This window comes from Nocardia sp. NPDC050175, assembly GCF_044459885.1.
Classification (GTDB): Bacteria; Actinomycetota; Actinomycetes; order Mycobacteriales; family Mycobacteriaceae; genus Nocardia.
In genome coordinates, this window is the sequence record NZ_JBITJI010000015.1 from 262,125 (window position 1) to 287,546 (window position 25,422).

Sequence of the window (25,422 nt, forward strand, 5' to 3'; positions counted from 1 at the left end):
ACCCCGACTGGCCTCAACTGCCCGGAGGTGTGGACGATGGGCGGAAAACAAGGTGACACGGTCGCGTTGAGGATCTATTAATTGCCGTATGTCGATCGGTGTGGAGTTGAGTGACCTGTGTGCGGGCACGTGGGAGGACGTCGCTGAGCTGACCGTGGCGGATGAGCAGAGTGGTCTTGTTGCGACCAATCTGTATTCGATCGCCGAAAGCCGTTTCCTGCCTGGGTTTCTGACTCGGGCCGTGCGGGTGGCGGGCGAGGCAGTGGGGTTCGTGATGTACGGCCCCGATCTGGACGATGGCCACATCTGGCTGTACCGGTTGATGATCGACAAGGACGCGCAAGGCAACGGCTTCGGCGCTGCCGCTTTGCGCGCGGTGATCGCCCATGTTCGCGATGATCTGGCCGCGCCATTGATCCGGCTCGGCGTCCAGCAGAACAACGAGCGAGCGCGAGCGTTGTATATCAACGCCGGGTTCGTGCCTACTGGCGAGCATTTCGGTGCCGAAGAGATCCTGGAGCTGCGCATACGCGCGTCAACGGCGCTGGATTGAACGCGACGCGAGCAGGGCGTGGTTTCTCGCCGCACGGGCAGGTCGATGCGCGCGCCCATATTGCCGAGATTATCGGCGAAGCTGATCTCGACCCCTGCCGGTCTGTGCGTAGCAGGCTTTGGGTGGCACGGTTCGTGAAGTTCGGGTTTGATGGTGTTGGACGAGGATCAGCGGCGGGGTCAGGAGCCGATGTCCAAATTCGATCGTAAACAGTTCCCCGTCCTTATGGACCGCTGTCTGGACGAGGCGGAGTCCTTCCTCGAGCGGGCCAGTGCGAATGCGTCAGATCCGTTGTGGTCGTCGCAGTTCGCGGTGTCGATCGTCAATGATCGGTCGCGGGTGTGTGGGCCGCGGGTGTTCGAGGCGATGGGGTGGCCGGCGGGGACGGTGGTCGGGTTCGTGGTGGTCGAGGACATGATTGTGATCGGTGCGGTCGAGTGGGGGCGTTCTGCGATCGATCACCGGGGTCATGTTCGGTTGCCGCTGGAGAAGCGGCGTTGGGTGGGGATCGAGCCGGGGGATCCGGTGCTGTTGGTCGCGATGCCCGAGGAGGGGCTTGTCGCGGTGCTGGGTCCACAGGTGCTGGGCCAGGCCCTGTCGTCGGCAGTGGCTCCGTTGCGGGATCCGGAGTCTCGGGACGGGCTTTCGCTCTTCATGCCGCGGGAGGGCTAGCTGCTGCGTTGCGGTGTCCGGTTCGGGGGTGTTTGACCGGCTTTGCTTCCCGGTAGAAGCGGTTGCCGGACTCCTACACCTTGGTTGCTGGCTTCGCATGCGTTCGGGAAAACGTGCTCGATGAGACACGCCGACACGTTCTGGCTTCGTCGGTGTTGGGCCAGCGACCGCCCTGTTATCTCGAAGAGTCCAGACGGTCGGGTTTCTGACAGGTTCCTGGCCGGGCCGGGCAAACTTCTCGCGTGTGCCGCAGGCGCGTGTTCGAGGTCTCTTGAACACGGTAGCTGGCTTCGATAGCGGGGATGTGTCGGAAGAGGCCTGGTGGGGGCGTATGTGTCGCGTTCGGGGGCTCTTGAACCCCTGAACGCGACACACATGTCACAAGTTGTGCGCGAGAGGGGACTTGAACCCCGCGTTGCGACACCGATGACACATGGGTGTGTTTAAGCACTGTTCAGATACGTCGCTGAAGCGTAGCACAGAGATGTTGTGGAGTTCTCCATGCTCGGTATTGTGTTGAGCTGTAGTGGGTTTCGGTCTCCTTTCTGAGGTAGCTGGCTTGCCGCGTGCTTAAAGTATCTGACGGTCACTTGTTTACGAGGTGGTCCAGTCAGCCTTCGCGGTAGAGCGGAATCGGTTGCTGGGTGCTGTGTTTGGTGGTGCTGGTCGCTGCAGTGCGATCGGCTCGGTAACACGCCCGGTACGTCGGCTGCGACCCTGCGTTCGGTGCGTAATCGGTGCCGTCTCAACGTCTCTCGATATGTGGTAGTTGCAGGCCCGGTCACCGCATGGCAGCGACCGGGCCGGTACTCAATAGCTGTTTGCCGCCGCGAGAGGGGCCTCGGTGAGGAGTGGGTGGGGTTCTTGGGTGAGTGTTGCTAGGGCTGTGGTGATTTCGTAGAGGTCGGCTTTGACGTAGGTGGCGGTGGTGCCGTGGGCTCGGGTGTGGTGGCCGGCGTAGGCGCGGGCGGTGGCGTAGCCGAAGGCGCGTTCGACCCAGGTGAGGGTGGTGTGCCGCAGCCAGTGGGTCGTGACGCGCTGGGCCGCGACCCAAGGCAAATGGCGGCCGAGGCGGTCCCAAAGGTGGTCGTAGCGTCGGCGGGTGATGGGTTTGCCGCTGCGGTAGCGCAGGAGCTGGCCATCGGGTGGGCTGCCGCGTTGTGCTGTGTGGTGGAGGAGGTGGGCCATGAGGGTGGGGGAGATCGGTTGCCAGCGGTCGATGTTGTTCTTCTCGCGTAGCAGGATCAGGCATTGGTGTGGGTCGAGGTCACACGGTCGTAGGTTCAGCGCGCCGCTGCGGCGGCAGGCGGTTTCGATGTGCAGTCGCAGCAGAAGCGTGTCGAGTTCGCGGTCGTCGCCGGTGATCGAGGCGACGTGGCAGATCTCGGCCAGTCGTGGTGAGGGGATCGCTTGCCGATGCGAGGCGGGCCGCGCGGGCATAGTGAGGCTGCGGGCGGGGTTTCGGGTGGGGTGGATCCAGTTGTTGTCTTCGGCGTAGCGGTAGAGGCAGCGCACGGCGCTGATGAAATGTTGTTTGGCGCTGGCGCCGTTGCGGGTGCCGCGGGTGGTCCTGCTGTTGGCCTGGACTTGCCGTGCTCGTTCGTCGAGTTCGGCTTTGGATACTTCGTCCAACCGTCTTTGGGGCCAATTGTTTTCGAGCCAGCGCAGGTGGGTGTTGTAGGTGCGCAGGGTTCCTGGGGTGAGGGTGGTGCGGAGTTTCGGGATTACTTGGTTGAAGGTGGGTGCTGGGTGGGTGTCGGTGAGTAGGTCGGTGGGTGTGATGCCGATCTGCGAGAGCAGGATTCGGGTGGTGGCGATGGCGGCGGGGTCCGCGACGCTGCGGACTGGCGTGGTCATCGCCTACGACGCCTGGTTTCGTGGTTGCCCGAAAATGGCGTGTAGTGCTGGTGGTGAGTAGATGGCGAGTTGCTGATCGGTGGGGTGGGCGACGAGCAGGACTTTGTCGCCGACGTTGAGGTCGGCGATGCGGCGCAGCCGGAACGGAACACGGAAATGGTGGTTCGCGCTCACGTGCGTTTCGCCGTACTCGGTGGGGTGGACGAGCACGGCACCGTCAGGGCGGCAGCGAATGTCGAGTCGGGTGCCGGCGATCCAATCGAGTGCGGCGAGGAGGTGTTTGTCGTGGATGCGTCCGGCATCACCGACAGTGCACATGCCGTAGACGATGTCGCGGTCGATCGGTGCCGGGACCGGTGGTGGTGCGGTACGGAGGCTTTCGATCAGTTCGTCTATCGGTGTCAGGGGTGGGATGGCTGGCGGGATCAGCACAGCGCGCGTCTTCCCCCGAACCCGGCCCCTGGGTGAGATGTATTGCTCGTGTTCGGTTGTGGGTGTGTGCTGGTGTTGTGGTGTGACGGGGTGAGCCAAATGCTGCCTCCATGGGTGAGGCACTCGACCGCACGGCCTAAGGGTGCGGTCAGCCGCACCGCCGGGTGCGTGAACGATGACGGGGCATTGGATCACGCTGTCGCCGGCGTCCTGTGCCGGTGAGTTGTAGTGGGCGTACTGGCTTTCGATGTTTGTGATGCCCAGCTGTTGGCCCGGCCTGTCGTTCGAATATCAGACATAGTCGCGATGTAGCTGAATGGTTTGCGACACTTCGAGTGTGACGATCGAAGATCGAGATCGAAAGATCCTGTGGGCTCGTGCCCACAACTCATGCGCGATCTGCAAGACGACTCTCATCCTGGACGGGAACCAGGGTGACCGCGAGTCGGTGGTCGGGGACGAGGCGCACATCGTCGCGCGATCCAAAGGGGGGCCCAGGGCAGGGCTGATCAGCAGCGGGGAACTCGACAAGTACGACAACCTCATACTGCTGTGCAAGGTGCACCACAAACAAGTCGACGACCAGCCCATCACCTACTCAGTCGAACACCTCCGGCAGCTCAAGGCCGACCACGAGCGATGGGCCCACGCCAAATTCGGAGAGCCTGCAACGGACGGCGGTCGCATGGACCGGCGACTCGTGACACCCGCGACGCCCGCAGGGCGCGTCTTGCTGATCGCGTATCCAGTCAAGAAGGAGTTCGTTGTCAGCCGCAGCGGAGAGGAGGAGAACTACGCTGTACCAGCAGGTTTCGACATGCTCCTCCTCGATCTTGAGCACATGTTCGAAGTCGCACTCGACGGCACCGGGTTCTCCGCTGAAAATACATGGTGGGAACTCGGCTTCGATCCCGCTGACGAAATCAACGAATACACCGCTCGCCGAATGACATTCACCTTCAGGCCGGGCTATGTTCGACCGCCCTACGGTATACGTGTCACCTTCGAAGAGAGTGGCATGACCACTAAACACGGCTTTCGCCCTGATTTGGAATGGCCTGAATGGCGCGGTGGTGTCGGTACCGGACCGTGTGAGCTTAAGGAGCTGATCTTCGATGTGGGGCTCGTGACCGATCACGCAGTGAAGGATGGTTACGAATTCCAGGGACCATGGATGTTCCGAATTATCGAGGACCCGGAAGAGGGCAAGTGTGTCGAGGGCTTCTGTGAAGCAACGTGGACGAAGCCTAAGCGTTGGCGAGTGTCGTCGAAATAACGTGTGCCACCGCTTCTTCAGATCGGCCTGACGAGTCCAGAAAACGTGTGGGCTACCCAACCCTTGCGGTCATACGATCGCTATGTGTCAGTGAAGCCACCCGGAGCAACTGAGCTCCGGCCCTACGGGTCGGCCCGCGATCTTCCTACCCATCGTCTCTTGGCCTTCGGTGCCCAATCCAGCGGAGTCGGCACACCGAGGTCGGCGTTGGGTGAGCTAAACGGGGTCTTGCGCATACGTGGTGTAAGATAGAACCCTTGCCTTCACGCGGGTGAGGTCACGAAAGTAGACCGCCATGGCGTCCAATACCGGCCGAACCCGACCTGCAGACTCTCGCCATTTCCTAATCCAGCCTCCGCGGCTCGATCTGTTACGTTGGCCTGTTTACGCGACGCTGATCGAGATGCATAGGCGGCTATCGCGTTACGTCATCGAAGCTGTCGCTGCGGCAGCCACACTCCTCGACCTAGTAGAGCTTCTGGCGAAACAGGATGCCGCGGTTCGCGGGAGGAATTCTCTCTATAGAGGCCGCACCTGCAGCACGAGAGGAGTGGCGGTCCTGAGGGGCTCTAACGAGCTATGGGCGCTGCGGTACCCATGGATTGGCGCCGAGTTTGCTGGGCTCGTTCGGGCATTCGGGCCGGAGCTTCAGGCTATGGGAGAGGTATAGAGGAATGCTTGACGATGAGGTGGTGCTAGACCTGGCACCGTCGGTGGTGGAGCGGCTGCAAGCAGAACTCGGCGCACCGGCAGTGAAGATACTTAGTTGTTTGCGAACTGCCAAGGCATTCTTGACACAAGCTGAAACGGACGAATCTAGGCTCCGGCTTTCAGCGAGTGCCGCCTACAATTTGCGCGAGGCGCTGAATCACGTTGTCGAGGGGCATGATCCAGCCGAAGGTGGACTGACAGCAGTGCTGACAGCTTGGCGCGTATACGAGACGCAGACAGCTGTGCCTGGGACGGACCAGGAGGCTGCTCGAGAGACACTAGATTCCATACTCCGTCGCGTGTCATCCGGAGAATCCCGCGCCACAAGCTACTCCCTGAAACTGCTCGCCCAGCTGCGAAGCCGAGCAGGCATTGATCCGCGCTCAGGTCCCGCTGATCTAATCGCGGAGTACCAAGAACTGCGTGGAATCGCCAATGACGGTGTGCACGAGGAGCTGTCGTTGGCGGAGGTTAACGAGCTCTTTGATCGGGTTGTTACTTGGTTCGGTCGGATGTTCATTCCGCCGGACGAAGTTGCGGACGCGATTCTGGACCTGGCCGCACAGCCTTGGTCGTCAGCCGACCAAGTCGAGGCGTTGGCGGGCATCGCCACAAATGATCACCATTTGAGGCTGTTTTTCGGCGCGGTGCAGGATCCCGCCTGGCTGACGCCGTTGCACGCGGCGCGCATCGCCCAGGCTCCATCAACGAGTTCAGCTTGGCCGGTCGCTGCGCTGCGTGGCAGCCTCGGCCAGACAGACCCCGCCCAGGTCGCGGAGTTGCTGCAGTTGATTATGACCGACATCGCGACGATGGAATCCGAAGTACATGCCGCCGCTCGATTCGAAGTGCTTAGAGTAGCTGTGTCGTTGGGTGCCGAAGGCTATCCGGTGATGGCGGAGATCGCTCGCTTGCACAGCGATTCACCGAATATTCGGTCTTTCGTTGTACATGCGACGTGCGATGCGGAGCCGTACGAACCCGTGGTCGAGCAGGTGGCGGACGCGGTTCTTAACCATTGCAGCGACTTCTCGAGCGGAACTCGATACGACGCCACGGAGATTCTTGCGCATCTCGTTGCTGGCGTTACCGACGGCAATCTCGTTGAACGGGCTCGGATGGTAGCGGGCAAGACCAGGCGACTGGCTCGCGGCGACAAGGCCGGTCATGTATGGCTCGGCGTCCAGGCACTCGGCCTGGACCTTGATGATCACCCGCAGCCACTATTGCTGTTCGCACATCATCTTTCACGTCTGATATCTGCAGCACAACAGAGCGATGTGCCGTTCAGGGAGCAATGGAACTGGGTGCGGAAGTTGTCGGGTGAGGTCGGCGACCGCCTACGTGGCCAAGCCTTGGCGCATGCCGACACTCAACCTATCTCCGATGGAATCGCCCACATCGCCCAGCGGATCACGCATGCACTTACGACAGCAGAGGACCTCGCCCTCGTGGCCAGCATCATGGCTCGCGACCCCTCCGCGGAGGATCTCCGGCCATGGGTCGAAGCCTGCGGGACGCCCTCGCCGTCACCAGCCGATGAAGACGACATTCCTGCCGACTGGCGCCGAATGTGGCGCTGGTCGGCGCTTCTCCCCGACAGTGTCTTGACTGCCTGGGCTGACGCCATCACTCGGACCTCTGAACTCTGGAACGATCAACCAACAACGCAACCTCTCATAGCCGATCGAAATTTCGCCATCGAGTTCCAGGTTGTCGAGTCTCCTTACGGCATCGATGATCTCTCTGGGCGCCCCCCTCTGGAAGTTGCCGCTACGGTGGCATCTTGGAACCTCGGTGAACCCAGCAACCAGGGCTGGGGTGACTCCTTTCCTCTTGCACGTGCGCTCGAAGAGGCAGTGGCGGCAGATCCGGGGCAGTGGAGCGCTACCCCGCAGGCCATCATGTCCGCTCTGGGGACGAACCAATACGTCGAACACTACGTGCGCGGACTGACAGCCGGTGCCGCTGACATTGGCCCCAATGCACCCCAGGTAATTGATGCCGTCGTCGCCCGCATGTTAGATATATTCGAGGATGCAGATCAGCCGTATGGATTCAATGATGGTAAAGACACGCAAGAGCTCCAAAAGGTGCTTCTCGACCTAGCCAGAGGATTAGCGAATAACGAAGCTGATATTTCAGCAAAGGTAAACGAGATGTGGGACGTCTGCGAAAGATTGATCCATAGTGCTCCCGAGGGCGGCAAGGTCAGCTCGTCGCCGTTAGAGCGTGCGATCAACTCTTCGTGGGGCCAGGGCCTGCAAACAATGCTGGCTCTAGCTGGCTGGGAGCACCGCAATACTAGCAGTGTTCGAATGGAATTCGCACAAGCACTGAACAATCTCCTAGGGCTCCCCGATGGTGCCGGACTGGAATTCCGTGCCATCCTGGCATCCTCGCGTGCGTTCCTGGAGAACATCGCTGGTGAGTGGCTCGAAGCATGCCTGCAATCGTTCTTCAGGCGGGATCCCTTCGGTAAGCAAACGTTTGATCTCACCTTGAAGTGGGCACATCCCACTCCTTGGCTGTATCACCACTGCGCAGATGATCTGTTCGAAGCAGCAAAGCGCCACGCAGACAATGTGGCTCGAATCATTGCCATCGCTACTGTTCATGAGGTGTCGGGCTACGATTTCGATACGCTGCTTCGCCGGCTGAAAAATGTACCGGACGTGCTCGCCGATGCGGCCGAAGACATCGCCTATCTCGTTCAAGGCGCTGAACCGGACTCGCTCAAACTCGCCGCCGCTGTCAGGTTCTGGACTCGACTTTTAGACGGTGACACGACCACAGTGCAGATAGCGCTCGCCAGACTCGGTCGCTGGTCTTTCGTTAACAACATTGACGACGACCAATGGTTACAGCTGACTGCTCGTACTCTGGAAGCAACTGGCGGACGAATCAACTATCCGATGTCCGTTGCTGACAGGCTCGTTCGTGCACAGGCGACTGAGGTAAGTTGTCGTGTCTTCATTCAACTGCTTGACAACACCGACCATTGGGAGCGTCAACATATCGCAGCGAAAGCCACCGATATGCTCCGTGCCTCACCGGAGCAGTTGGCGGACCACGCGTTCTCCGACTTGCGCGCACGGCTCATCGACCTCGGGTTCTTCGGGGCTCGAATCATTTCTCCTTCGAATGGTGCACCGGGATGAGCAGTGCCCGGTCATTGCTGGCAGCAGTGCTGACATCGCCGATTTTGACGGCCATGTGCTGGCTTCGGGGACTTGTGCCGCACAGAGTCTGCGCATCGTCGGAGAAGTGAAAAGTATTCTCGTCACCCATGTTCCAGGGAACGACGATGCCGTCGGGATGTGTCAGGGATCTGGCCATGGGGCAGATCGCAATGCTCCAGGACGTGCGGTACTTGGCTGACTAGGAGCTTTCGCTAGCTAGAAGTTGACCTCCGGTAACCGACCCTTACTGGCAGACAATCGACTTCACCAGCTTGATCACACCCACTGGGTCAGGGGCGAGCGAATATACGGTGATCTCGTGGTAGGAGGGATCGTCGATGCCGAGGGGCGGTAGTGGTGCCTCGCGCAGCCGAACAACGGTCAGGCCAGTGGCGAGTAGGTCTCGGCTCTTGTCGGCATCCAGCTCGCCCTTGTCGGCATGCCAGTACGCACCGTCATACTCGATGGCCAGCTGTCCGCCCGCTGGTAAGTCGACAAGAATATCGACAGTCCAGGCTCCGCGGCGCGTGAATATGTCGGAGCTGATGCGCTTACCAGAGGCTGCGTTGCCGAAGATGTGTCGTGCTTGGGTCAGGTGGGCGAGTTCGACCATCGACTTACCGCTTTGTTGGCACTCGGGGCACGTCGAGCCGGCGGCCCGCGAAGCTGGTGACGATTGCCAGCGGTGCGCAGGATCGTTGGGGCACACCCAAACTGGCTGTTCGCCGAGCATCGTCCCGGTGGGGCGGACATGCCACGGGGTTACGTTGTTTTCTGGTGCCCACTGGGCGGCCAGCTCGGGATAGTGGAAGGCCAGGGAGTCGAGCACCGTGCTGCATTCGGGGCACCGGAGGCGGGCATAATTGTCGCGTTCGCGTGGGGTTGCTTCCCATTCGTGACCGCACACGGGGTCCTTCCACCACGCAAGGCGACGCGACTCCGGGGAGACCTCGGCCAATTGCCAACGACCGTTGCGGGTGGGGTGCCACTGAGAGCTGATCTCCGGACTCAGGCGTGATGAGGTGGGGTCCGCCGTTGCAGAAGCGGCGTTCGCCTTGCGGGTAGCGTTCGCGCGGCAGGAAGGACATCCCTCCTCCAGCCACCGGTCCGGGCGGCTGCGAGGCTGGTGCCCGTTGGAACACCGGAACTTGAACAGCCCGAACTCCAGAACCGGCACTTGGTCAGGGGGCGTCGGGTCGATCCACTGCGCAGCCAGCTGGGGGATGTCCGCGACGGTTTTGGTGCTGAGTTCCGCCTGACGCCGTGCGTGCTCGCGCTCCCATTCGGCTCTGCATGACGGACACGACCTGCGCCATGTGTGGTCTGTCATTTCCCGGATGACAGCGGTGAATCTCGTGCCGCACACCGGACACCGCCATCGGGCTTGTTTCGGCGATCGGAGTTTTGCTGTCTGCCAGAGTGATTCGGGGTTGGCGTCGTGGTCCCACCACGAGACTGCCTTGTTGTCAGAGTTGCGCAGGAGGTTCTGTGTCTTCGGGCCGGCTTCGTTGACGGGTGTTTGGCGTTTGGGGTTGCGGTGGCAGCTACTGCAGCCCCAGCCGATGTCGCCCGTCCGTTCGGCTTGGATCTTGCCGCAGCTCTTGCATCGGGTTAGGTGCGGGTCGTCCTCCAGTGATGGGTTAGTAAGTGGGTCAAGGTATTCAAGCCCGTTCAGCTCGGCGTGCTGGCGCACCGCTTCCAAGTCCACTGGTACTGCCGCGCTGTGTGAGAGCCGCCGAGCATCGGCTGCCCATTGCCGCCAGAAGCAAGCACGGCACACGGGTTCATTAATCGCGTTCTTGTCGAGGATGTAGTCGAACTTGTAGTGCGCCTCGCAGCCACAGGTCGTGCAGCGCGTCAGGCGGTAGGCATCACGCTTGGTGAAGGGTTCGAGCGGGGCAAGCCCGCCCTGCAACAGAATCGCGGTGATGTGCTGGTCGCACCAGGTCGGCCGAGTTCTCGATCTGAACGCAGCTTCGTTAGGACATTCATCAACAGCACAGGTGTTCATCGCGTTGATGAAATATACCCGGGGGTGGGGCGGCGCGACCAGTTTGTATGGCCCAGGGTGCAAGTGGAATTTGAAGCCTGGGTGGCTGACGTCCGGGGTGAGGGCAAATTCTTGGCAGGCGGGGCTTCGGGGCCGTCTTACTAGTGGTCGAGCGAAGGCTGCCAGCAGGCTCGCGGATGGCTTGCAGTAGTCGACGAGGTTGAGGGGCACGACCGCTCTCGTTGTCACTGGCGCTGAGATCGGTTGTAGCCGAGTCGGTATCGTGTGACTCGGTCGACGGCTGGATGCCGTGGTGGCCAACTACGATCTACATCTGGGGGATGTATCCGCAATGCCGACTGAACGCGGTATAAATGACCGGCAGCTGGCGGTGTTGGCGTGGATCGCGCACGGGATGTCGGACACGCCCCCGGTCAAGAGCTGGCGTCAAAGCGCAGCAGCGCTAGAACGAGCCGACCTGATTGTGATCGATAGCAACGGTGAGCGTTGGAATCCGATGCTGACCCCGCTCGGGCACTACTTTCATCTCCACCGCAAGTACGCCCCTGGGTACGCGGAGCTCCCCAAAGCTGGCCTGTACCTGCCGGACATGCCCACCCCGAAGTCCCATCAGCCACGGCTGACCACGCAACAGATGGCGACAAAGCCCTACGGCAGCTGCGTAGGGCTTTCGCCCGCCAAGCTGCGGTCCCGATCGCGACTGCCCTCGATCAATCCTGGTACGCCGCACCACATGAGCGGCGCCGCAGCTACGGCCCGGACGGCCCGGACGGCCCGGACGGCCCGGACGGCCCGGACGAAAATGTCGTCCGCGAAAATGAATGTGGCACGCACACCGATCACCAGCTTCGACTCGACACTATAGGGAGCACAATACTGCCAATTGTCGGCCAGCGCGGCTGGTTGCCGGTTGAGCCGAATTACCGCTTGGCGCAGCAGTATTCGGCACGTCACGTTGCCTCGAGCGTGCGCGGGGCTCGTAGGTCGCCGTTGGTTCGGTCAGCGTAGCTGAGCAGCATTGCTATCAAAAGGATTCGAATTCTGTTTGTCGGACTTGCGAATCGTCGTGCTCTGGATCGCAAATGCTGGATCTACATAAGCAACCGTCGCTCCTTTAGAAACGGTCATCGCCCGAGCTCGACGTCGAACGTCAACTGACGCTACGGGTCCGAGATCCGCTGCGGTATCCATCGATGAACCGACTACCTCTTGGCGACGGCACAACGAGCGTGGCGTCGACCCCCGAGAGACCTTGGTGCCGGCGAGGCGGGTGGGGCCAGATCGCTATGACTACCAACAGGATCAGGGCTCTGGTCTGGTAGACGGCTGAGGCGTGCTGCATCATCTCGTCGTGCGGGTGGGCGTGAGCAATGAGCGGAACCAGGTCTATTGCTAGGCAAGGGATTTAAAGTCCACCGGGAGTGGGCCCTCGGCGTCCGGGTTGACGGGGCGCAGAGACCGAAGGAATTCGCAGACTTCGACGCTGTCTCGGCTTCGTCGCATCGGTGGTGCGGCGTTGACGAGTGACCAGCGGTAGCCGGCGTTGGCGAGTCGCGGATCAAGTACAGCGAAGACACCACGGTCTGTGCTTTTGCGGATGAGCCGGCCAGCTACCTGTGCTAGGAGGGTTTGGGCGTGGCGGAGATCGACGTCTTGAAAGGCTCGCGCACGGGCGGTGGCTCGCCGCGCCTGGTAGTAGGGGTCGCGCGCTGGAGGGAACGGCAGTCGGTCGAGGGTGACGAGAGTTAAGGCGTCCCCGGGTATGTCGGTTCCCTGAGCGAGTCCGATGGTGCCGAAGAGGCAAGATGTGTTGTCATCGCGAAAGCGGCGCAGCAGTTCTTGGCGACCCAGCTCGCCTTGGACCAGCACGTCTACGTCGAGGGTCGGTGCAACTGCTGCGTGAGCCGCGTGCAGAGAGTTCCACGATGTGAACAGCGCTAGTGTTCGTCCTCCTGCGGCTTTGATCAGCGTTGATAGTTCGGCGTGTGCGGCGGCAGCCCAACCAGGTTGTCGTGGGTCGGGCAGATCGGCGGCGCAATAGAAGATGGCCTGGTCTTCATATGCGAAAGGGCTGGACACGGTCGCTGTTGTCGCTGCATCGCAGGGGATTCCGAATGCAGCGGGAATGTCGTCACCGATCGTGGCGCTGGTCAGGACGACGGTGCGTCGCTGCGCGTCGCCGAGAATCTGGTGTACGCCACTGTCCGCGGAATAGGAGCGGAGCACGGGTTGGCTCAGCGTTCCTTCGACCCAGCGGGGTCGGTCCGCGGTTGTTTGGCTGAGGGCCAGATTCTCACCGATCAGTGCGAGGGCATGTGCGCGGCGGCGCGCGCTTTCCTGCCCTGCCGAAACGAGTGCTCGCTGCTCGGCCGCGGCGGCATAGATCATCTCCGTGGCTGCCTGCAACGTGGTGTCGAGGTTCTCAGGAGCTTGGGCGAGATGCGTGCCGACATGAGATGTGAGTGTTTCGAGCAGATCCGCAAGCGGACTGTCTGCGGGTGCTCCTGAGATGCGGGCGATTCGCGCAACATCTACGTATGTCGAGGTCATCTGGCGGATTGCCTCCTCGAGTTGGTGCGCTTCATCGAATACGGCAATTGCGTGGTCAGGAAGCATCTGATGTGACGAAGTAAGGGTGGCCGCATAGACGTGATGGTTGGTGACCACCACATCGGCAGTGGTTGCCTGGCTGCGGGCACGCTCGGCGAAGCAAGTGTCGCCGGAGGGGCAGCGGACCCGGCCCGGGCACTCGTCGCCCCGGACGGATACGCGGCGCCACACTGTGTCCGATACGGCGGTGGTCAATTCGTCTCGATCGCCGGACTCAGTGGTCTCAGCCCACCCGAAGAGCCGTTGGTAGGCGGCCGGTCGATTCTCATCGAGTTCGGCATCGACCTCGATGAGTCGTTGTTGGCAGACGTAGTTCCCTCGCCCCTTGACGACTGCCCAGGTGATGTCGCGGCCGAGTGCCGCGCACAGGCTAGGCAGATCTCGCGCAGCGATCTGTTCCTGGAGTTGCTTTGTCGCAGTCGACACAACCGTGCGCTGACCCGACAGTATTGCCGGGATGAGGTATGCCAACGTTTTGCCGACGCCGGTGCCTGCTCGAACCACGAGGTGCCGTCGGCGATCTATGGCTTCGGCGACCAAAGCCGCCATTTCGAGCTGGCCGGGCCGTCGTTCGGAGAGAAATCCGCGTGCTTGCAATGCGTCGAACTCCTTCGACACTGCGCGTACGAGGTCAAGATGCCCCGCCTCCCCGTGATCGATGTCTGACGGTGTCATCCGGAGACCGACATACCCGCGAGGTCGGCGGCTCGAGTCAGCAGTCGCTGGTAGACGGTCCGGTCGTACTCTTCGATAACTGGGTAACCGACTCCGAACGGGCCGTTGATCCAGCGGCTGGTGACTCCAGGATTGGCGGCGTCTGTGCCGTCCCAAAGAAAGATGTGCGGGCTGCAGTTGACCAGGCCGCCAAGAGTCTGGGCGAACTGCTCGAACAGAAGGTGCCGCCAGGTGCCGCGGTCGAGGTCGTCGAACAGGCGGTTGTGGTCGATCGATGGGCATGCTGCCGCGACATCGTCGATCACGTGGCGCATCGATATACAGCGGCTGCTCTTCCAGAACGCCGTCCGCAGTCCTCGGTCCAACTCCTCGCCGGCAGCCCAGCATTGTTGCTTGGCCGCTTGGACGGCTTCCATAGGTAGCAGCACTGATACCGGGTACTCCCAATCAGGGGCTTGCCACAGCTGCCAACCGGCATCGGGGTCCAACGCGCCGATCACTGCGACCTCCGAGTTCACTCCGCGCAACGAATTGACCCTCTGGTTGTGCAGCTCGAGGGGAAATGCTCGGTGATCGAACCAGATGTGACCGTCGAGGCCGAGAGCTGTACGTACCCTGAGCATTTGGTGGATGGCCAAGTGTGCAAACGAGCAATGAAGGTCGGAATATATGACGATGGTGTCAATCGCGCGTGGAAGCCGGTCGTCGGTCTCGTGCACGATCACTTCTCCTCAACGGTTTCAGTGATTCTATTGCTCCCTGTGGCCAGGTCGACCGTTGCCCATGAGAGTCGGGCGAGGTGATGACAGTACCAGCGGTAGTAGCCCAGCCAGCGCCATCGAGGGTCCTGGATACTGCTGATCATCCTGTCGAGCTCGGGCAGGTGGTGTGCGGGTACCTTTGGCGCAAAGTGGTGTGCGGCGTGGAAGTTCGAGTTCCACAAGATCAGCCGTAGCATCCGATTCGATCGAAAGGTTGCGGTCCGGTCCAATTGGTCCGCATCACCCGGTTCGGTGTTGTAGGCCGGGAAATGTTCTGGCACGAGTGTCAAGGCCGCGACCAGGGTACTGATCGCGCAGGGCAGAATCAACAGGACGATGAGCTGTGGCTGCCACACGCATCCGATGATCATGCCCGACCAGACAACCGTCGTGGCGATCGCGTTGACGGTGACCGCTCTTCGCTGCCGGTCGCTCCTGATCCAGCGTGGACCGCGGCCCCCGACCGTGCTGAAAGTCCATTGCCACAGTATGACCAGGAACGCCCATTGAGTGAACGGGAACGTGATCAGTCTCCCGCGCGACCATCGTGTCCCATATACTTCGGAGTCCTTCGCTGTGCCGGTGTTGGCATGGTGCGCCAGATGGAAATACCGCCAGGTCGCGAAGGGAACTGCGTGCAATGCGGCAGCTAGCGTTCCGATGATGTCATTCACCATCCGGCTGCGGCTCAGATTATTATGCGTGGCCTCATGATAAACGGCGGGCAAGGTGCATAACAAAAAGGTAGCCAATGTCAGGTGTAGTCCCCACGCCCACCACGTCGTGACGGCGATAGCGAGATAGGAGGTTGCAATCAGTGGAACGAACAGCATTGATCCTCGAAGCAGTGCACGACCACCACTTGCATGATTCATGCCGGCAACGGCGACATCCTTGCGCATTGTTTGTACGGCGGTTATACGTTTCGGTCCTGCTATTGGCTCCCAATGTATAGGTTGGTAATTGGATGATTGGGCTCGCGACATCGAAACACTCCACTCTCCGTCATGGCTTCGGCCATATTCCCCCGGTAGTCATGTAGTCTGCCGGGGCGCATGAGGAAGTCGCCGCACGCTGAGCGTGAATATCATGAGCGTGGCTTCCGTCGAGAAAATAGTCGAGAACATCGATCTCTGGATCGTTCGGAAATTTAACGATATAGTCCCGCAGCAATTCGCCATGCGATTGGTGCACGAAATTCCATGTGATCGATACTGAGCTAGAGGCGGTATCCACTTCGTGCCACCAGCCGGCCGGTATGAACAACATCTCGCCGGGATGGAGCGTATCGGTGAAGGTTGGAGCGACCCCTGATAGCTCTCCGGACGCACCGCGTTCGGAGAACCGCAGCAGGGTGTCATGGCTTTCCGGTGACCACATGGTGAGGTATTTGGTACCGACAACGTTGCACAACAGCGCTGAACTCATCCACGGGTCCACATGCAGTCGAGTTCTGGCACCGACGCCCGAGACGAATAGCCCTCGGTAAGGTAGTGGATCGATGGTCGGATCGATGGTCCTGGGTGGCATCACCGGCGGAACGGCATAGCCGGTGGACGGAAACAGAAGTGGCGCATGCCAATCATCGCTCAGCGCAGCGAATGCGGCGTCTGCCCAGGGACCCGTGCCGGGTCGGTTTCGGGAGAACCACCGCACGTAACGGTAGTCTGTGATCGGAGCTGCCAATACATTCGCGGCGGCAAACGCGGCGAAGGTAGTGGTGAATGCAGAGGTGAACCAGTCTCCATAAACATCGACGATCTGATCGCCGAGTAGGTTGATAAGATAGTCCCAGGTCCAGCGATGAAAAGCTGGCCAGCGGGTCACTTCGTCTGTGACAATGACCGGGGTTCGGGGAATCACATAATGATCAACAAAGGCTTCGGGACTGAGCCGCGCCGCGCGGGGTAGTGGTGGCACTCTCCGCCTCCTCTGGTAAAAGGCGCTGGGGGAAATTTTATCAATGGTGAAGGCGCTGTTATGAGCGTTGGTTGAGCTGGTCATGAAATACTTCGATTGGACGCGGGAATGAGAGGAAGTCCACTGGCGCGGCACTGAGGCCGTACGCGCCCATGTTCCACCATACAACCAAGTCGTTTATAGCGGCGGCGCAGGGAACGTTGGTGGCGAGCCGATCCATCGGTGTGCAAAGAGGTCCGCAAATGTTCGTGGGCGTTCCACCGGTCAGAACGGCGGCATTGCGCACCACACTGTGACAGAGGTTTCGCATTCCGTTGCCGCCTCCGAACAATCCGCTCGCGTTCATGCCGCCATCGAGGAGTACGAACCGTCGGTTGTCGATTGTCTTGATGTCTATGACGCGGCAAACCAGTGCTCCGGCGGGTCCCGCGAGGAACCGGCCGGACTCGAACATCAACTTCGCGCCGCCGGCAGTTGACTGAAGGTGAGGTATGGCTGTCCGTAGTAAATCGAGGTCGAGTTCACCGTCGCTCTGCACGTAGCCGATGCCGAAACCGCCTCCCAGGTCGATGTTCGCAGCCGGAAAGCCGAGTTCGCGGAGTTCGGTGACTGCGTCGACAACAAGCTTGGCGTTGTGAATGACATCGGCCGCACTGAGAAGCTGTGACGCGAGGTAGCCGTGGTAGCCGGTGAACGTTAGTTCTCCAGCCACCGACAACAGCTCGAGGCAGGTCAGAACCTGCGATCGACTCATACCGAACTGATGGTCCGACATCCGTAGCCCACCACGTGCGCCCGTGATGTTCAGTCGGAGCATCACCTGAACAGGGTGAGTACGACCGGCGCCCAGCCGAATAATTCGCAGGAGTTCGTTCTCACTCTCGACAACGATGGTCACGCCATGCTCGATCGCGGCGGCGAGTAGGCGCTCAGATTTGGCTGGACCGACGAGTACTGCGCGGGCCGGTTCGACGCCGGCAGCGACGGTCGCCTTCAGTTCGCCAAGCGACGCGAGTTCGAGTCCGCAGCCCATGGCCGCTGCTGTGCGCGCCATACTCGGGTGGGGGTTGGACTTGGCCGAGTAGTAGAGATCGCAGCCTGGCAGCGCTACGCGTAGCGCCTCGACACGCGCACTGAACACTTCCATGTCGTATAGGTAGAACGGGGTATCTTTCTGGGCCGCAGCAAGGTTGATGCGTTGCAGGGTTGCCTCGTCGGGGCCGAGTATGAGGCGGGTCATACCGAGCCCGCGGCAATTCGTTCGTACAGTTCGCTGACTGTCTCAGCAGTTGTCGCCAACCGATGTAGCCCCGCGGCCAGTGTCTCTGGGCGGCCGTTCAGTGCTGCTTGCGTTGTACGGCAATCAGTAACCAACTCTCTCAAGAGATCGGCCAGTGCGAGTTCATCGATTGTCAGCGGTCCGCAGTAGCCAAGCAACGCACCGGACCGGAACGCATGCAATGCGTAGGCTGCGAGCGTTGAGCGGAGGCGTCGCTGAGCGCCGCCGATGGAGAGCGATTCCGCCACCGCTGCTGCTGTTTTCAAGCCGTGATGGTCGCGATTCTCTCCGGCGTCAGTACTTCGCCAGTCGGCGCCGCGTCGCAAGCATCGACGTGCTAGTTCGGTGGTATCGATCGGGCGGTCCGGCGGCACCACAGCCAGAATCATCACGCCTGGCCGTTCGAATGCTTCGCGTTCGATGGCGGTGTAGCCACCGGCTACGGGGTCAAGACAAACGACTGCGGGTTGGACTCGCGTGTTGGTGTCTGAGTCGACGATCACATGCCGCCAAACGTCGCCGAACACCAGCCGGTCGGCCGATGGCGCCCAGCGTCCCGGCATCAGAAAGGGCCCGGCAACGAGTATTCGCCGCTGGGTCTGCGCTTCCGGATTCAGTCCGTCGAGTGTGTCGACATGAAATCCGGACACCTCGAGCACCTCTAGCCCGTCGGCGAGTTCGGCAGAGGCGCGGTCGGGACCGTCAGGTCCGCAGCGTCCGAAAGTCATCGCTCCGGGGCGCAGCGGCAAATAGGTCTGGGCGGTGAACGGGCGACTGGTCAGACAGGTTTCGAAGCCGAGATCGCCGCCGGTCGGGCGTACGACATTACGTAGGACGTCCGCGGTGTATTCGAACGGTTCCTTCCCGATATATCCGGTGCCGATGCTCCGCAGGTTGTCGGTGATCATCTCCGGTGCCCCAGTTTCGACAATGCTCGGCCGGTCACGGTATCCGTGTGGCGGACAGCATCCGGGGTGCCCTCGGCGAGGATCTGTCCTCCCTGGTGGCCGCTGCCCGGGCCGAGTTCGATGACCCAGTCCGCAGCGGCGATGACGGCCAGATTGTGCTCGATCGCAACCACCGTGCGTCCCTCGTCGAGCGCTTTGTCGACCACGGCCATGAACCGTGGAACCTCGTCGTATCCGAGGCCGCGGGTTGGCTCGTCGAGTAGCAGAATGCCTCGGCGAGGTTGTGCGACCTCGGTGGAGATACGTAGCCGCTGCGCTTCGCCGCCGGAGAGGGTGTCGGTCGACTGGCCTATTACTAGGTGGCCGATACCGACCGAGGCGGCAATTTCCAATGGTCTGAAGATCGCGCCGTGGCGTTTGAACACCTGCACGGCTTCGTCGACGGTGAGGTCGAGTACCTCGGCGATGGTGTGGTCTTCGACGCGTATCTCGCGGACCTCCTGGCTATAGCGGCCGCCGCGACACTCCTCGCAGATGCTTGTCACGTCCTCCAGGAACTGCATGTCCATTCGGAGATAGCCCCAGCCGCCACAGGTAGGACACGCACCAGCGCCGTTGAAGCTGAAGTCACCAGGCGGTCGTCCACTCGCTTGTCCGAAGAGCTTCCGAATAGGGTCGAAGACTTTCAAATATGTGGCGATCACCGAACGTACCGAGCCTCCGATATCGCGCTGAGACAGCAGTGTCGCGCCTTCGGTCTGGGCGGCGATATCCAGCGCGAGCGTGCTCTTCCCCGAGCCGGACGGGCCTGCGAGAACGACGAACCGATTCGTCGGAATACGGACCGGACGAGGGTGCAGGTTGTTCGATCGTGCCTCGATAGTCAGAGCGGGGCTGTCGGTACTGGTCGGCAGCGCTCTACGATCTATATCCGGCAACAAACCGTAACGGCCCTTGTAGTCGCTGATCGGGCCGGACCAAACCAGCTTTCCGCCGTTTCGACCACCCCCCGGCCCCAGCTGTACAACATAATCCGAGACCGCACGCGCACCATCGGAATGGTCTACCAGCAGGACAGTGTTGCCGCCTTCGCACAAGTGCGCCAATGAGGTGTATACCGCGCGCGCTTCCTCGGAATGCAGCCCTGCGCCGGCTTCGTCGACGACATAGATGAGTCCGGACAACGGAGATATTAGTTGATGTGCGATACGCACACGCCGCAATTCTCCACCCGACAATGTCGTGGTCGAGCGCAGCATCGTAAGATGCCCAAGTCCCATGTCGGACATACGCTCGAGCAGTGCCACCAGTCGCCGTCGGATAGGTGCTGCGACCGGCTGATCAAGCGTCTGCAGAAAGCTCGATAACTCCGTAATCTCTGCTCCGAGAACACCTTCGAAGGTTTGTTCCCCGATCCGAACAGTGCGAGCCGCGGCGCAGAGCCTTGTGCCGTGGCATGAAGGGCACGGCTGTTGTTCGAAGAAGTTCAAGTCGTACGACCGCGTTGTCAGATCACGCGCGTCGCCTACTCGTTTCTTCAGCCGCGGAATGATGCCCTCGTAGCTGAAGCGCTGAACAAACCCTGGGTTACGGTTGCTCACCTCGAAAGCGGGGGAGTTCAGCAGGAAGTCGAGTTGGCGGTTGGACAGCGTGGATACCTCGGTATCCAACGGGAGCTCACCGGTTGCCTCGATGATGTTCCAGTAACGGCCGTTGACCTTCCATGCGCGATGAAGGATCGCGCCTTCCCGCAGGGTGCGGCTCTTGTCGAGTATCCGCTCCACCATCGGACTCAGTAGCGTGCCGACGCCTCTGCACTCCTCGCACGCCGCTTCAGTGTTGTTGAACGATAGTTGACTAGCGCTGTATGTGGGTTGCCCGAGGCGCGAGAACAGCAGGCGCAGTAGGCCGAGGGCATCGGTGACGGTTCCCACCGTTGACCTAGATGATCGGCCGCCGTAGCCCTGAGCCAGTGCGATGGTAGGCCGCAGCCCATGAATCGCATCGACCTCGGGTGTCGCCAGCCGGGCCTCCGTGAAGCGGGAGTACGAGCTGATTCCTTCCAGATACGCGGCGTGGGCGGCGGCGTGGATGGTGCCGAAGGCGAGTGAGGACTTACCTGATCCAGATGGGCCGACGACCAGCGTGCACTGCTCGAGCGGGATGTCGACCGTCAGGTCTCTCAAATTATGTGTGCGGGCCCCGATGACGCTGATGGTTTCACCGGTGATGTCCGCGAGCTCCCGTGTTCGGCCTTGCCGAGGTGCTCGTTCGGTCGGGCATTCATGATCTTCTTGTATTCTTCCCGTCACCGACCACGCTCCAATGATATTCGTAGGTAAAGTTCCAGTCCAGAATTTCTGCTCGTCAAAATAGCGTACGGTGTCACCGATGTTCTGTGGCGCTAACCGGCAAATGATCATAGTTTCCGGATAATAAGGGCGGAGGATTTTCCGATGATCATTGAAGAGAGGCTTCGTTGGACTGGTGTGGCGACGTGGAACAGTACACGGCGTACCGGAGGCGGCGACTGATTCCACCGTCGATGGCGCGTCGAAGCGGCGGACTGCACTCGGGGGGAACGGATTTCGGTTGGCAGTGCTGGGTGCGTCCGCGCTGATCTAGCCGCGGCATGCGGTCTTCTGGGTAGATCGGGCGGCAATGTCGCTTTCGGAAGTGAAACAGACAAACTAATCATTTTATGCGGATGTAACGTTGCTCGACCTGGCTAAGGAACGATTCAACCAGCACCGAAGAATCCGCGGATCCGATGGCGGATAGTTCGTTTTGACGGTTCGGCGTGTGGAACAAGATCACTGACACTCGTCCAGGGCGAGGATCTGCGACACGGTGCAGCGCCGCCGGCCACATTTCATTCGTCCAATAAGAATACAATTCACCTAACAGGGCGATAATTGTCGGTTCTTGCCCGGTCGTGATGGAACACCACTGGTCTTCCGTTGAGCCGAATAGCTGTAGTCCGGACGAGTCCTTTCCCACGTACACGAGCGAGATGCCACCGAAGTCTCGATGTGGTGCGATCGCCATGGGTGCCGTTCGGGGGTAGTGATTGATCGCCAGTCTGCTCGAATGCTCGTCGAACCAGATCCTGTCGGCTTCGGCCGCGTCGACGCCGATCATTGTCGAGAGCATGGTGTTGAGCTGCCGGCATCTCTCGATGAGAGCGTGGAAGACCGTGTCGACTGAGTTCTGCAAGTGTGGTAGGTCGCGCGCGAGCGCGGCGACTTGCGCCGTCGCTGGCGATTCAGGTGAGAGCGATATGCGCTCGAAATCGTCACCCTTGTCGTCGAGACCGGCGCTGCGTGGTGCCATATAGCCGTTCCAGTCGGACAACGAGGTAGGCGCGTAGTTGCCTTTGCTCGTATCAGGAAGGTCGAAGAAGGATGTGGATTCCTGCGTTAACGTGCCGAGGGCGGTTGTCTCCGCATCGGACAGTGCGAGTGACACTGCGCCGTAATTGTTCAGCGACGCACGGATCTGATCCGTGTCCGCTCGATCTGTCGAAAGTGCTGCTGTGGGAAGGCGCTCCGCGTACTCAGCCATTAGCTCCTCCCTTGGTGAGATCTGGTACAGGCACGGAAGCAGAGTCGACTATGTTCAGAGCGAGGTCTTCGACGACACGACCTGGTCGAGTAGGCAGGACGTCCGTCTCCGGTAGGCTCTCTGTCGAGTGATCGACGGACGATCTGCTCAACCCCTGTTGTATTTCCACGGCGATTTTGTCTTCGTTTTCGACCCACCAATGGTCATGGCCGAAGGTTCTTGCCAGCCATTGATAGCCGTCCAAGAGCCGAGACTTGAGGCTAGTCTCTGTGCATTCTTGGGTGTGTGGTCGAATTAGGTCGAAGGCTTCTTGAAGTGGTTCGTACGATCGGCTGTGGTCGAATTGATTGAGCAGGTCGTATAGACGCTTAGTGGATACCCGTGAAGGTTCGAACGAGACCTCCGCGGCTCCCGGATGCGGCTTCAGGTCGAGCCACGCCAAATGGATTTCTGAAACCAGGTCTGATACAGCCGCCAAGACATCACGTATTGTCCACAAATCCGGCGGTGAGTATCTATTCGACTCGGCGAGTGCGAATGCGATTGTGTGCTCTTTGACATGATTCGGAAACAGCACAATCTGATCGAACCCTATCGAGATTGCCTGGCGCACGGACAACGCTGTTTGCGCAACAACCTCTCGCTCGGTCAGGAACGGTATACCTGCAATCAGATTGGCATAAGCCACAGCATCGGAATCGTGAATGACATCGACCGCACGGGCAAGGAGAGTATTGCTGTACGGCTTGTTGACGCACGCGTAGCGAATGAATTCATCCATTGTCTCGACGCCCAACTGGATCCCGAATGTGCGTCCGTCCAGAAGTTCAACGCATTCCTGTACCTTTTCGCTGCGCACTGAGGCTGGGTGCGCTTCGGTCAGGATGGTATCGACTGGACTGCGGGCAAGCACTGCAAAGATCTCCCGGCGTGTAGCAGGGGGAACCTCACGGTCGTGCAGGGTATCGAAAGCGGAGATCCATAGTGTTCGAGTCGATGGTGCAAGTGAGTCCACCGCGATCTCGGCCGCCCGTACCATTTGATCTGGTGATACCTCGACGGAGACGCCGTAATTGCAGGTTGTGCAATGGCCCATTGCATCCCAAAAGCAACCTTTGGTTGGGAACCACGCTTCCGCATATTGCGGTGTTACTTGGTTCAGGTAGCCGGCAGGCGGAATGTACTCACGCCTGTTGGATCTGATCCCGACTGCGACTCTGCTGAGTAGGCTAGTCGTGAGCGGCATGCGCATTTCGATGACCCCATATTCCTGTTTTCGGGTCCCTCATGTGTGGCACAAGGAGAATTCTCTAGCGCTACATCGGAACCACAGCCCACGCCCATGGTGGCGTCTAGGTTGCATAACAAACACCGGGAAACTGATTGACAACCCTGGCTACTTCAGATCGCAGCGACGTGGGTTCGGAATTCTTCAAGAGGATCGATGACAGCAGTTCGGAGACGGAACCCATCTGATCCCTGCCCATGCCGATGCGCGTGAGCTCCTGCACCCCGAGGCGCAGGCCGGGACGTCCACTGCTAGGCAGCATGACTGTTGTGGAGCGGATATTTGCCGCCGCCAACCGCTTTCCCCATTCCGATAGCGGCAGCTCCGTCGGCATCTCAACCCACACCTGGTGCGTCTCGGTGAATCCGAATTCCTGGCCCGAGACCTCGAAGCCGGACGCTGCTAGGCATGATGCCAAGAACTTCGCATTTGCCATTATATCCTCGGCGTACCTCATCCTGTGCGGCATCAATTCTTCCAGAGTGATGGCAAGCGCGCCGACATTACCCATGTGTGTACTGGATACAGAAAATGGCAACCGTGTGGACAGTGTTTGTGCCACCGCATCGTCGTCCGTTATCAAAAGACCCTTTTGTGGCCCGGGAAAGGTTTTGTGTGTACTTCCCGAGCAGACATTCAAAACGCCGTCAAGAACCAGAGTTTCGGGGGCGGCAGGAAGTAGTCCGAGTATATGAGAAGCATCGAGGCATATGACCGCATCGGGTGCGGCGGCCCGTATATCACGAGACCGAGGTAGCCTGATAGCGGACGATATATCAAGATATATCAGGTGTGGCTTAAATTCCGAAACCGCCTGGCTGAGCGCCCCGATGTCGATGAGGAGCGTAGATCTGTCGAATGGTATGTATGCATACGTGTACCCGTATTGCTCGCATATTGGGCCCGTCGCATAGTGCCCGCCGCATGCGGGGCTCATTATGAGAACTCGGCATCCCGCGTGGCCCAGGATCGAGAGGACTGAATGCATCGTCTGCAACCCGGACAGGAAGGGGACGAATGCGTGCTTGGCGCCAAAGAACTCTCGGGCGAGATCGACGCATTCATCGCGCACTTGTTCGAGTCCCATGACGTCGCCGAGGAATATTTCCGGCAAATCTAGTAATGGATATCGGTTGGCCGCGTCGCTAGCAAGCGCTGTGAGGGCTCTTGCCGACATCTTATTCTCAGTGGGGAACAGGTTCAGGCTTTCGCGTGCGTTGAGAAGGGACTGAATATCCACCTACCCCTCCTAGCGTTCTTCTATCCGTCGACCCGATCGATGTGTCGATGTGCGGGTTGAGGTGTCGAACATGACTGTAGCCGAACACGGCGGCCCGTATCCGTCATCTGTTCGACCTACATCAGCTGGGATGACGGGCTGAGCTGGCAGTTCCCACCTGGCTGGGTTTATCGGATTAATACAGGCGGGTTGACGGCCGACATGTGTAGGAGGTTCGTTGTCGGATTGGTTCTGGGTCAACGGTCATGGAGCGACAAAGGTGAGGGTTACCTACTAAATTGCCTTTGCGGCCAATGTGCATCTATCCGGACATGCTGATACTAGGGTCGGAAGACACTGTCCATCCACGGGAATTGACATGTTAACGCTGCGAACCCGTAGAGTGCCGGAGCTAGTGCCTCGTCCAGAAAGGTCGCTGCGGTAACCGGGTGTCGGGTTGATCGTGCGCCTGAGGTCGGTGATGCTGCCGGTGGAGGTGGTGCC

19 protein-coding genes are annotated in these 25,422 nt (G+C 60.3%); 5 read left to right on the forward strand and 14 right to left on the reverse strand.

Translation table 11 applies throughout. From position 1 onward, the window contains the following. Positions 1 to 154: 154 nt before the first annotated feature. Both ACIBK2_RS38455 and ACIBK2_RS38460 read left to right on the forward strand, forming a co-directional pair. Entirely contained in the window at positions 155 to 553 is a 399-nt protein-coding gene (locus ACIBK2_RS38455) for a GNAT family N-acetyltransferase (RefSeq protein ID WP_396974910.1), read from the forward strand. Between the two features lie 189 nt (positions 554 to 742). Further along, positions 743 to 1,225 carry a hypothetical protein gene (locus ACIBK2_RS38460; protein ID WP_396974911.1) on the forward strand — a complete coding sequence of 161 codons (483 nt, stop codon included), beginning with the start codon at positions 743 to 745 and terminating at the stop codon, positions 1,223 to 1,225. 810 nt (positions 1,226 to 2,035) lie between these two features. On the opposite strand, the gene ACIBK2_RS38465 is transcribed toward ACIBK2_RS38460, so the two are convergent. Continuing rightward, positions 2,036 to 3,082: a tyrosine-type recombinase/integrase gene (locus tag ACIBK2_RS38465; RefSeq protein ID WP_396974913.1), complete on the reverse strand. Its 1,047-nt coding sequence runs from the start codon at positions 3,080 to 3,082 to the stop codon at positions 2,036 to 2,038. Positions 3,083 to 3,085: 3 nt separating this feature from the next. Continuing rightward, on the reverse strand, positions 3,086 to 3,514 hold the full coding sequence (locus ACIBK2_RS38470; protein ID WP_396974914.1) for a hypothetical protein: 429 nt from the start codon (positions 3,512 to 3,514) through the stop codon (positions 3,086 to 3,088). Positions 3,515 to 3,851: 337 nt separating this feature from the next. On the opposite strand from ACIBK2_RS38470, the gene ACIBK2_RS38475 reads away from it, so the two are divergent. Together ACIBK2_RS38475 and ACIBK2_RS38480 are read left to right on the forward strand one after the other, a co-directional pair. Next, positions 3,852 to 4,790, forward strand: a complete 939-nt coding sequence (locus ACIBK2_RS38475) for an HNH endonuclease (RefSeq protein WP_396974916.1) — start codon at positions 3,852 to 3,854, stop codon at positions 4,788 to 4,790. A 674-nt stretch (positions 4,791 to 5,464) separates the two neighbouring features. Further along, positions 5,465 to 8,662, forward strand: a complete 3,198-nt coding sequence (locus ACIBK2_RS38480; protein ID WP_396974917.1) for a hypothetical protein — start codon at positions 5,465 to 5,467, stop codon at positions 8,660 to 8,662. Here the strand turns inward: ACIBK2_RS38480 and ACIBK2_RS38485 are convergent. Together ACIBK2_RS38485 and ACIBK2_RS38490 are read right to left on the reverse strand one after the other, a co-directional pair. Continuing rightward, positions 8,631 to 8,840 (reverse strand): hypothetical protein, encoded by a 210-nt coding sequence (locus tag ACIBK2_RS38485; RefSeq protein ID WP_396974919.1) that lies wholly within the window; start codon positions 8,838 to 8,840, stop codon positions 8,631 to 8,633. The genes ACIBK2_RS38480 and ACIBK2_RS38485 overlap by 32 nt on opposite strands. An 87-nt stretch (positions 8,841 to 8,927) precedes the next feature. Next, a complete protein-coding gene (locus tag ACIBK2_RS38490; protein WP_396974921.1) occupies positions 8,928 to 10,694 on the reverse strand; it encodes a zinc-ribbon domain-containing protein in 1,767 nt (588 codons plus the stop codon). A 331-nt stretch (positions 10,695 to 11,025) separates the two neighbouring features. On the opposite strand from ACIBK2_RS38490, the gene ACIBK2_RS38495 reads away from it, so the two are divergent. Next, on the forward strand, positions 11,026 to 11,559 hold the full coding sequence (locus tag ACIBK2_RS38495; protein ID WP_396974923.1) for a hypothetical protein: 534 nt from the start codon (positions 11,026 to 11,028) through the stop codon (positions 11,557 to 11,559). 527 nt (positions 11,560 to 12,086) lie between these two features. On the opposite strand, the gene ACIBK2_RS38500 is transcribed toward ACIBK2_RS38495, so the two are convergent. The 10 genes from ACIBK2_RS38500 to ACIBK2_RS38545 all read right to left on the reverse strand — a co-directional run bounded on the left by ACIBK2_RS38500 (position 12,087) and on the right by ACIBK2_RS38545 (position 24,939). Next, positions 12,087 to 13,844 carry an ATP-dependent DNA helicase gene (locus tag ACIBK2_RS38500; protein ID WP_396974925.1) on the reverse strand — a complete coding sequence of 586 codons (1,758 nt, stop codon included), beginning with the start codon at positions 13,842 to 13,844 and terminating at the stop codon, positions 12,087 to 12,089. A 131-nt stretch (positions 13,845 to 13,975) separates the two neighbouring features. Then, complete coding sequence (locus ACIBK2_RS38505; protein ID WP_396974927.1) at positions 13,976 to 14,698, reverse strand: dithiol-disulfide isomerase; 723 nt, start codon at positions 14,696 to 14,698, stop codon at positions 13,976 to 13,978. A gap of 2 nt (positions 14,699 to 14,700) precedes the next feature. Next, positions 14,701 to 15,642 carry a fatty acid desaturase family protein gene (locus ACIBK2_RS38510; RefSeq protein WP_396974928.1) on the reverse strand — a complete coding sequence of 314 codons (942 nt, stop codon included), beginning with the start codon at positions 15,640 to 15,642 and terminating at the stop codon, positions 14,701 to 14,703. 103 nt (positions 15,643 to 15,745) lie between these two features. Next, a complete protein-coding gene (locus ACIBK2_RS38515) occupies positions 15,746 to 16,744 on the reverse strand; it encodes a cupin-like domain-containing protein (RefSeq protein ID WP_396974930.1) in 999 nt (332 codons plus the stop codon). Beyond that, positions 16,719 to 17,900 carry an alanine racemase gene (locus ACIBK2_RS38520; RefSeq protein ID WP_396974932.1) on the reverse strand — a complete coding sequence of 394 codons (1,182 nt, stop codon included), beginning with the start codon at positions 17,898 to 17,900 and terminating at the stop codon, positions 16,719 to 16,721. The genes ACIBK2_RS38515 and ACIBK2_RS38520 overlap by 26 nt, the downstream gene beginning before the upstream one ends. Then, positions 17,897 to 18,847, reverse strand: a complete 951-nt coding sequence (locus ACIBK2_RS38525) for a hypothetical protein (protein WP_396974934.1) — start codon at positions 18,845 to 18,847, stop codon at positions 17,897 to 17,899. Before ACIBK2_RS38525 ends, ACIBK2_RS38520 begins: the two co-directional genes overlap by 4 nt. Then, complete coding sequence (locus ACIBK2_RS38530) at positions 18,844 to 21,159, reverse strand: hypothetical protein (protein WP_396974936.1); 2,316 nt, start codon at positions 21,157 to 21,159, stop codon at positions 18,844 to 18,846. Before ACIBK2_RS38530 ends, ACIBK2_RS38525 begins: the two co-directional genes overlap by 4 nt. Before the next feature lie 382 nt (positions 21,160 to 21,541). Next, positions 21,542 to 22,411, reverse strand: coding sequence for a 2OG-Fe(II) oxygenase family protein (locus ACIBK2_RS38535; protein WP_396974938.1), 870 nt, complete (start codon positions 22,409 to 22,411; stop codon positions 21,542 to 21,544). Then, a complete protein-coding gene (locus tag ACIBK2_RS38540) occupies positions 22,404 to 23,663 on the reverse strand; it encodes a hypothetical protein (RefSeq protein ID WP_396974940.1) in 1,260 nt (419 codons plus the stop codon). The genes ACIBK2_RS38535 and ACIBK2_RS38540 overlap by 8 nt, the downstream gene beginning before the upstream one ends. Before the next feature lie 100 nt (positions 23,664 to 23,763). Continuing rightward, positions 23,764 to 24,939 (reverse strand): hypothetical protein, encoded by a 1,176-nt coding sequence (locus tag ACIBK2_RS38545; protein ID WP_396974942.1) that lies wholly within the window; start codon positions 24,937 to 24,939, stop codon positions 23,764 to 23,766. Positions 24,940 to 25,422 lie beyond the last annotated feature (483 nt).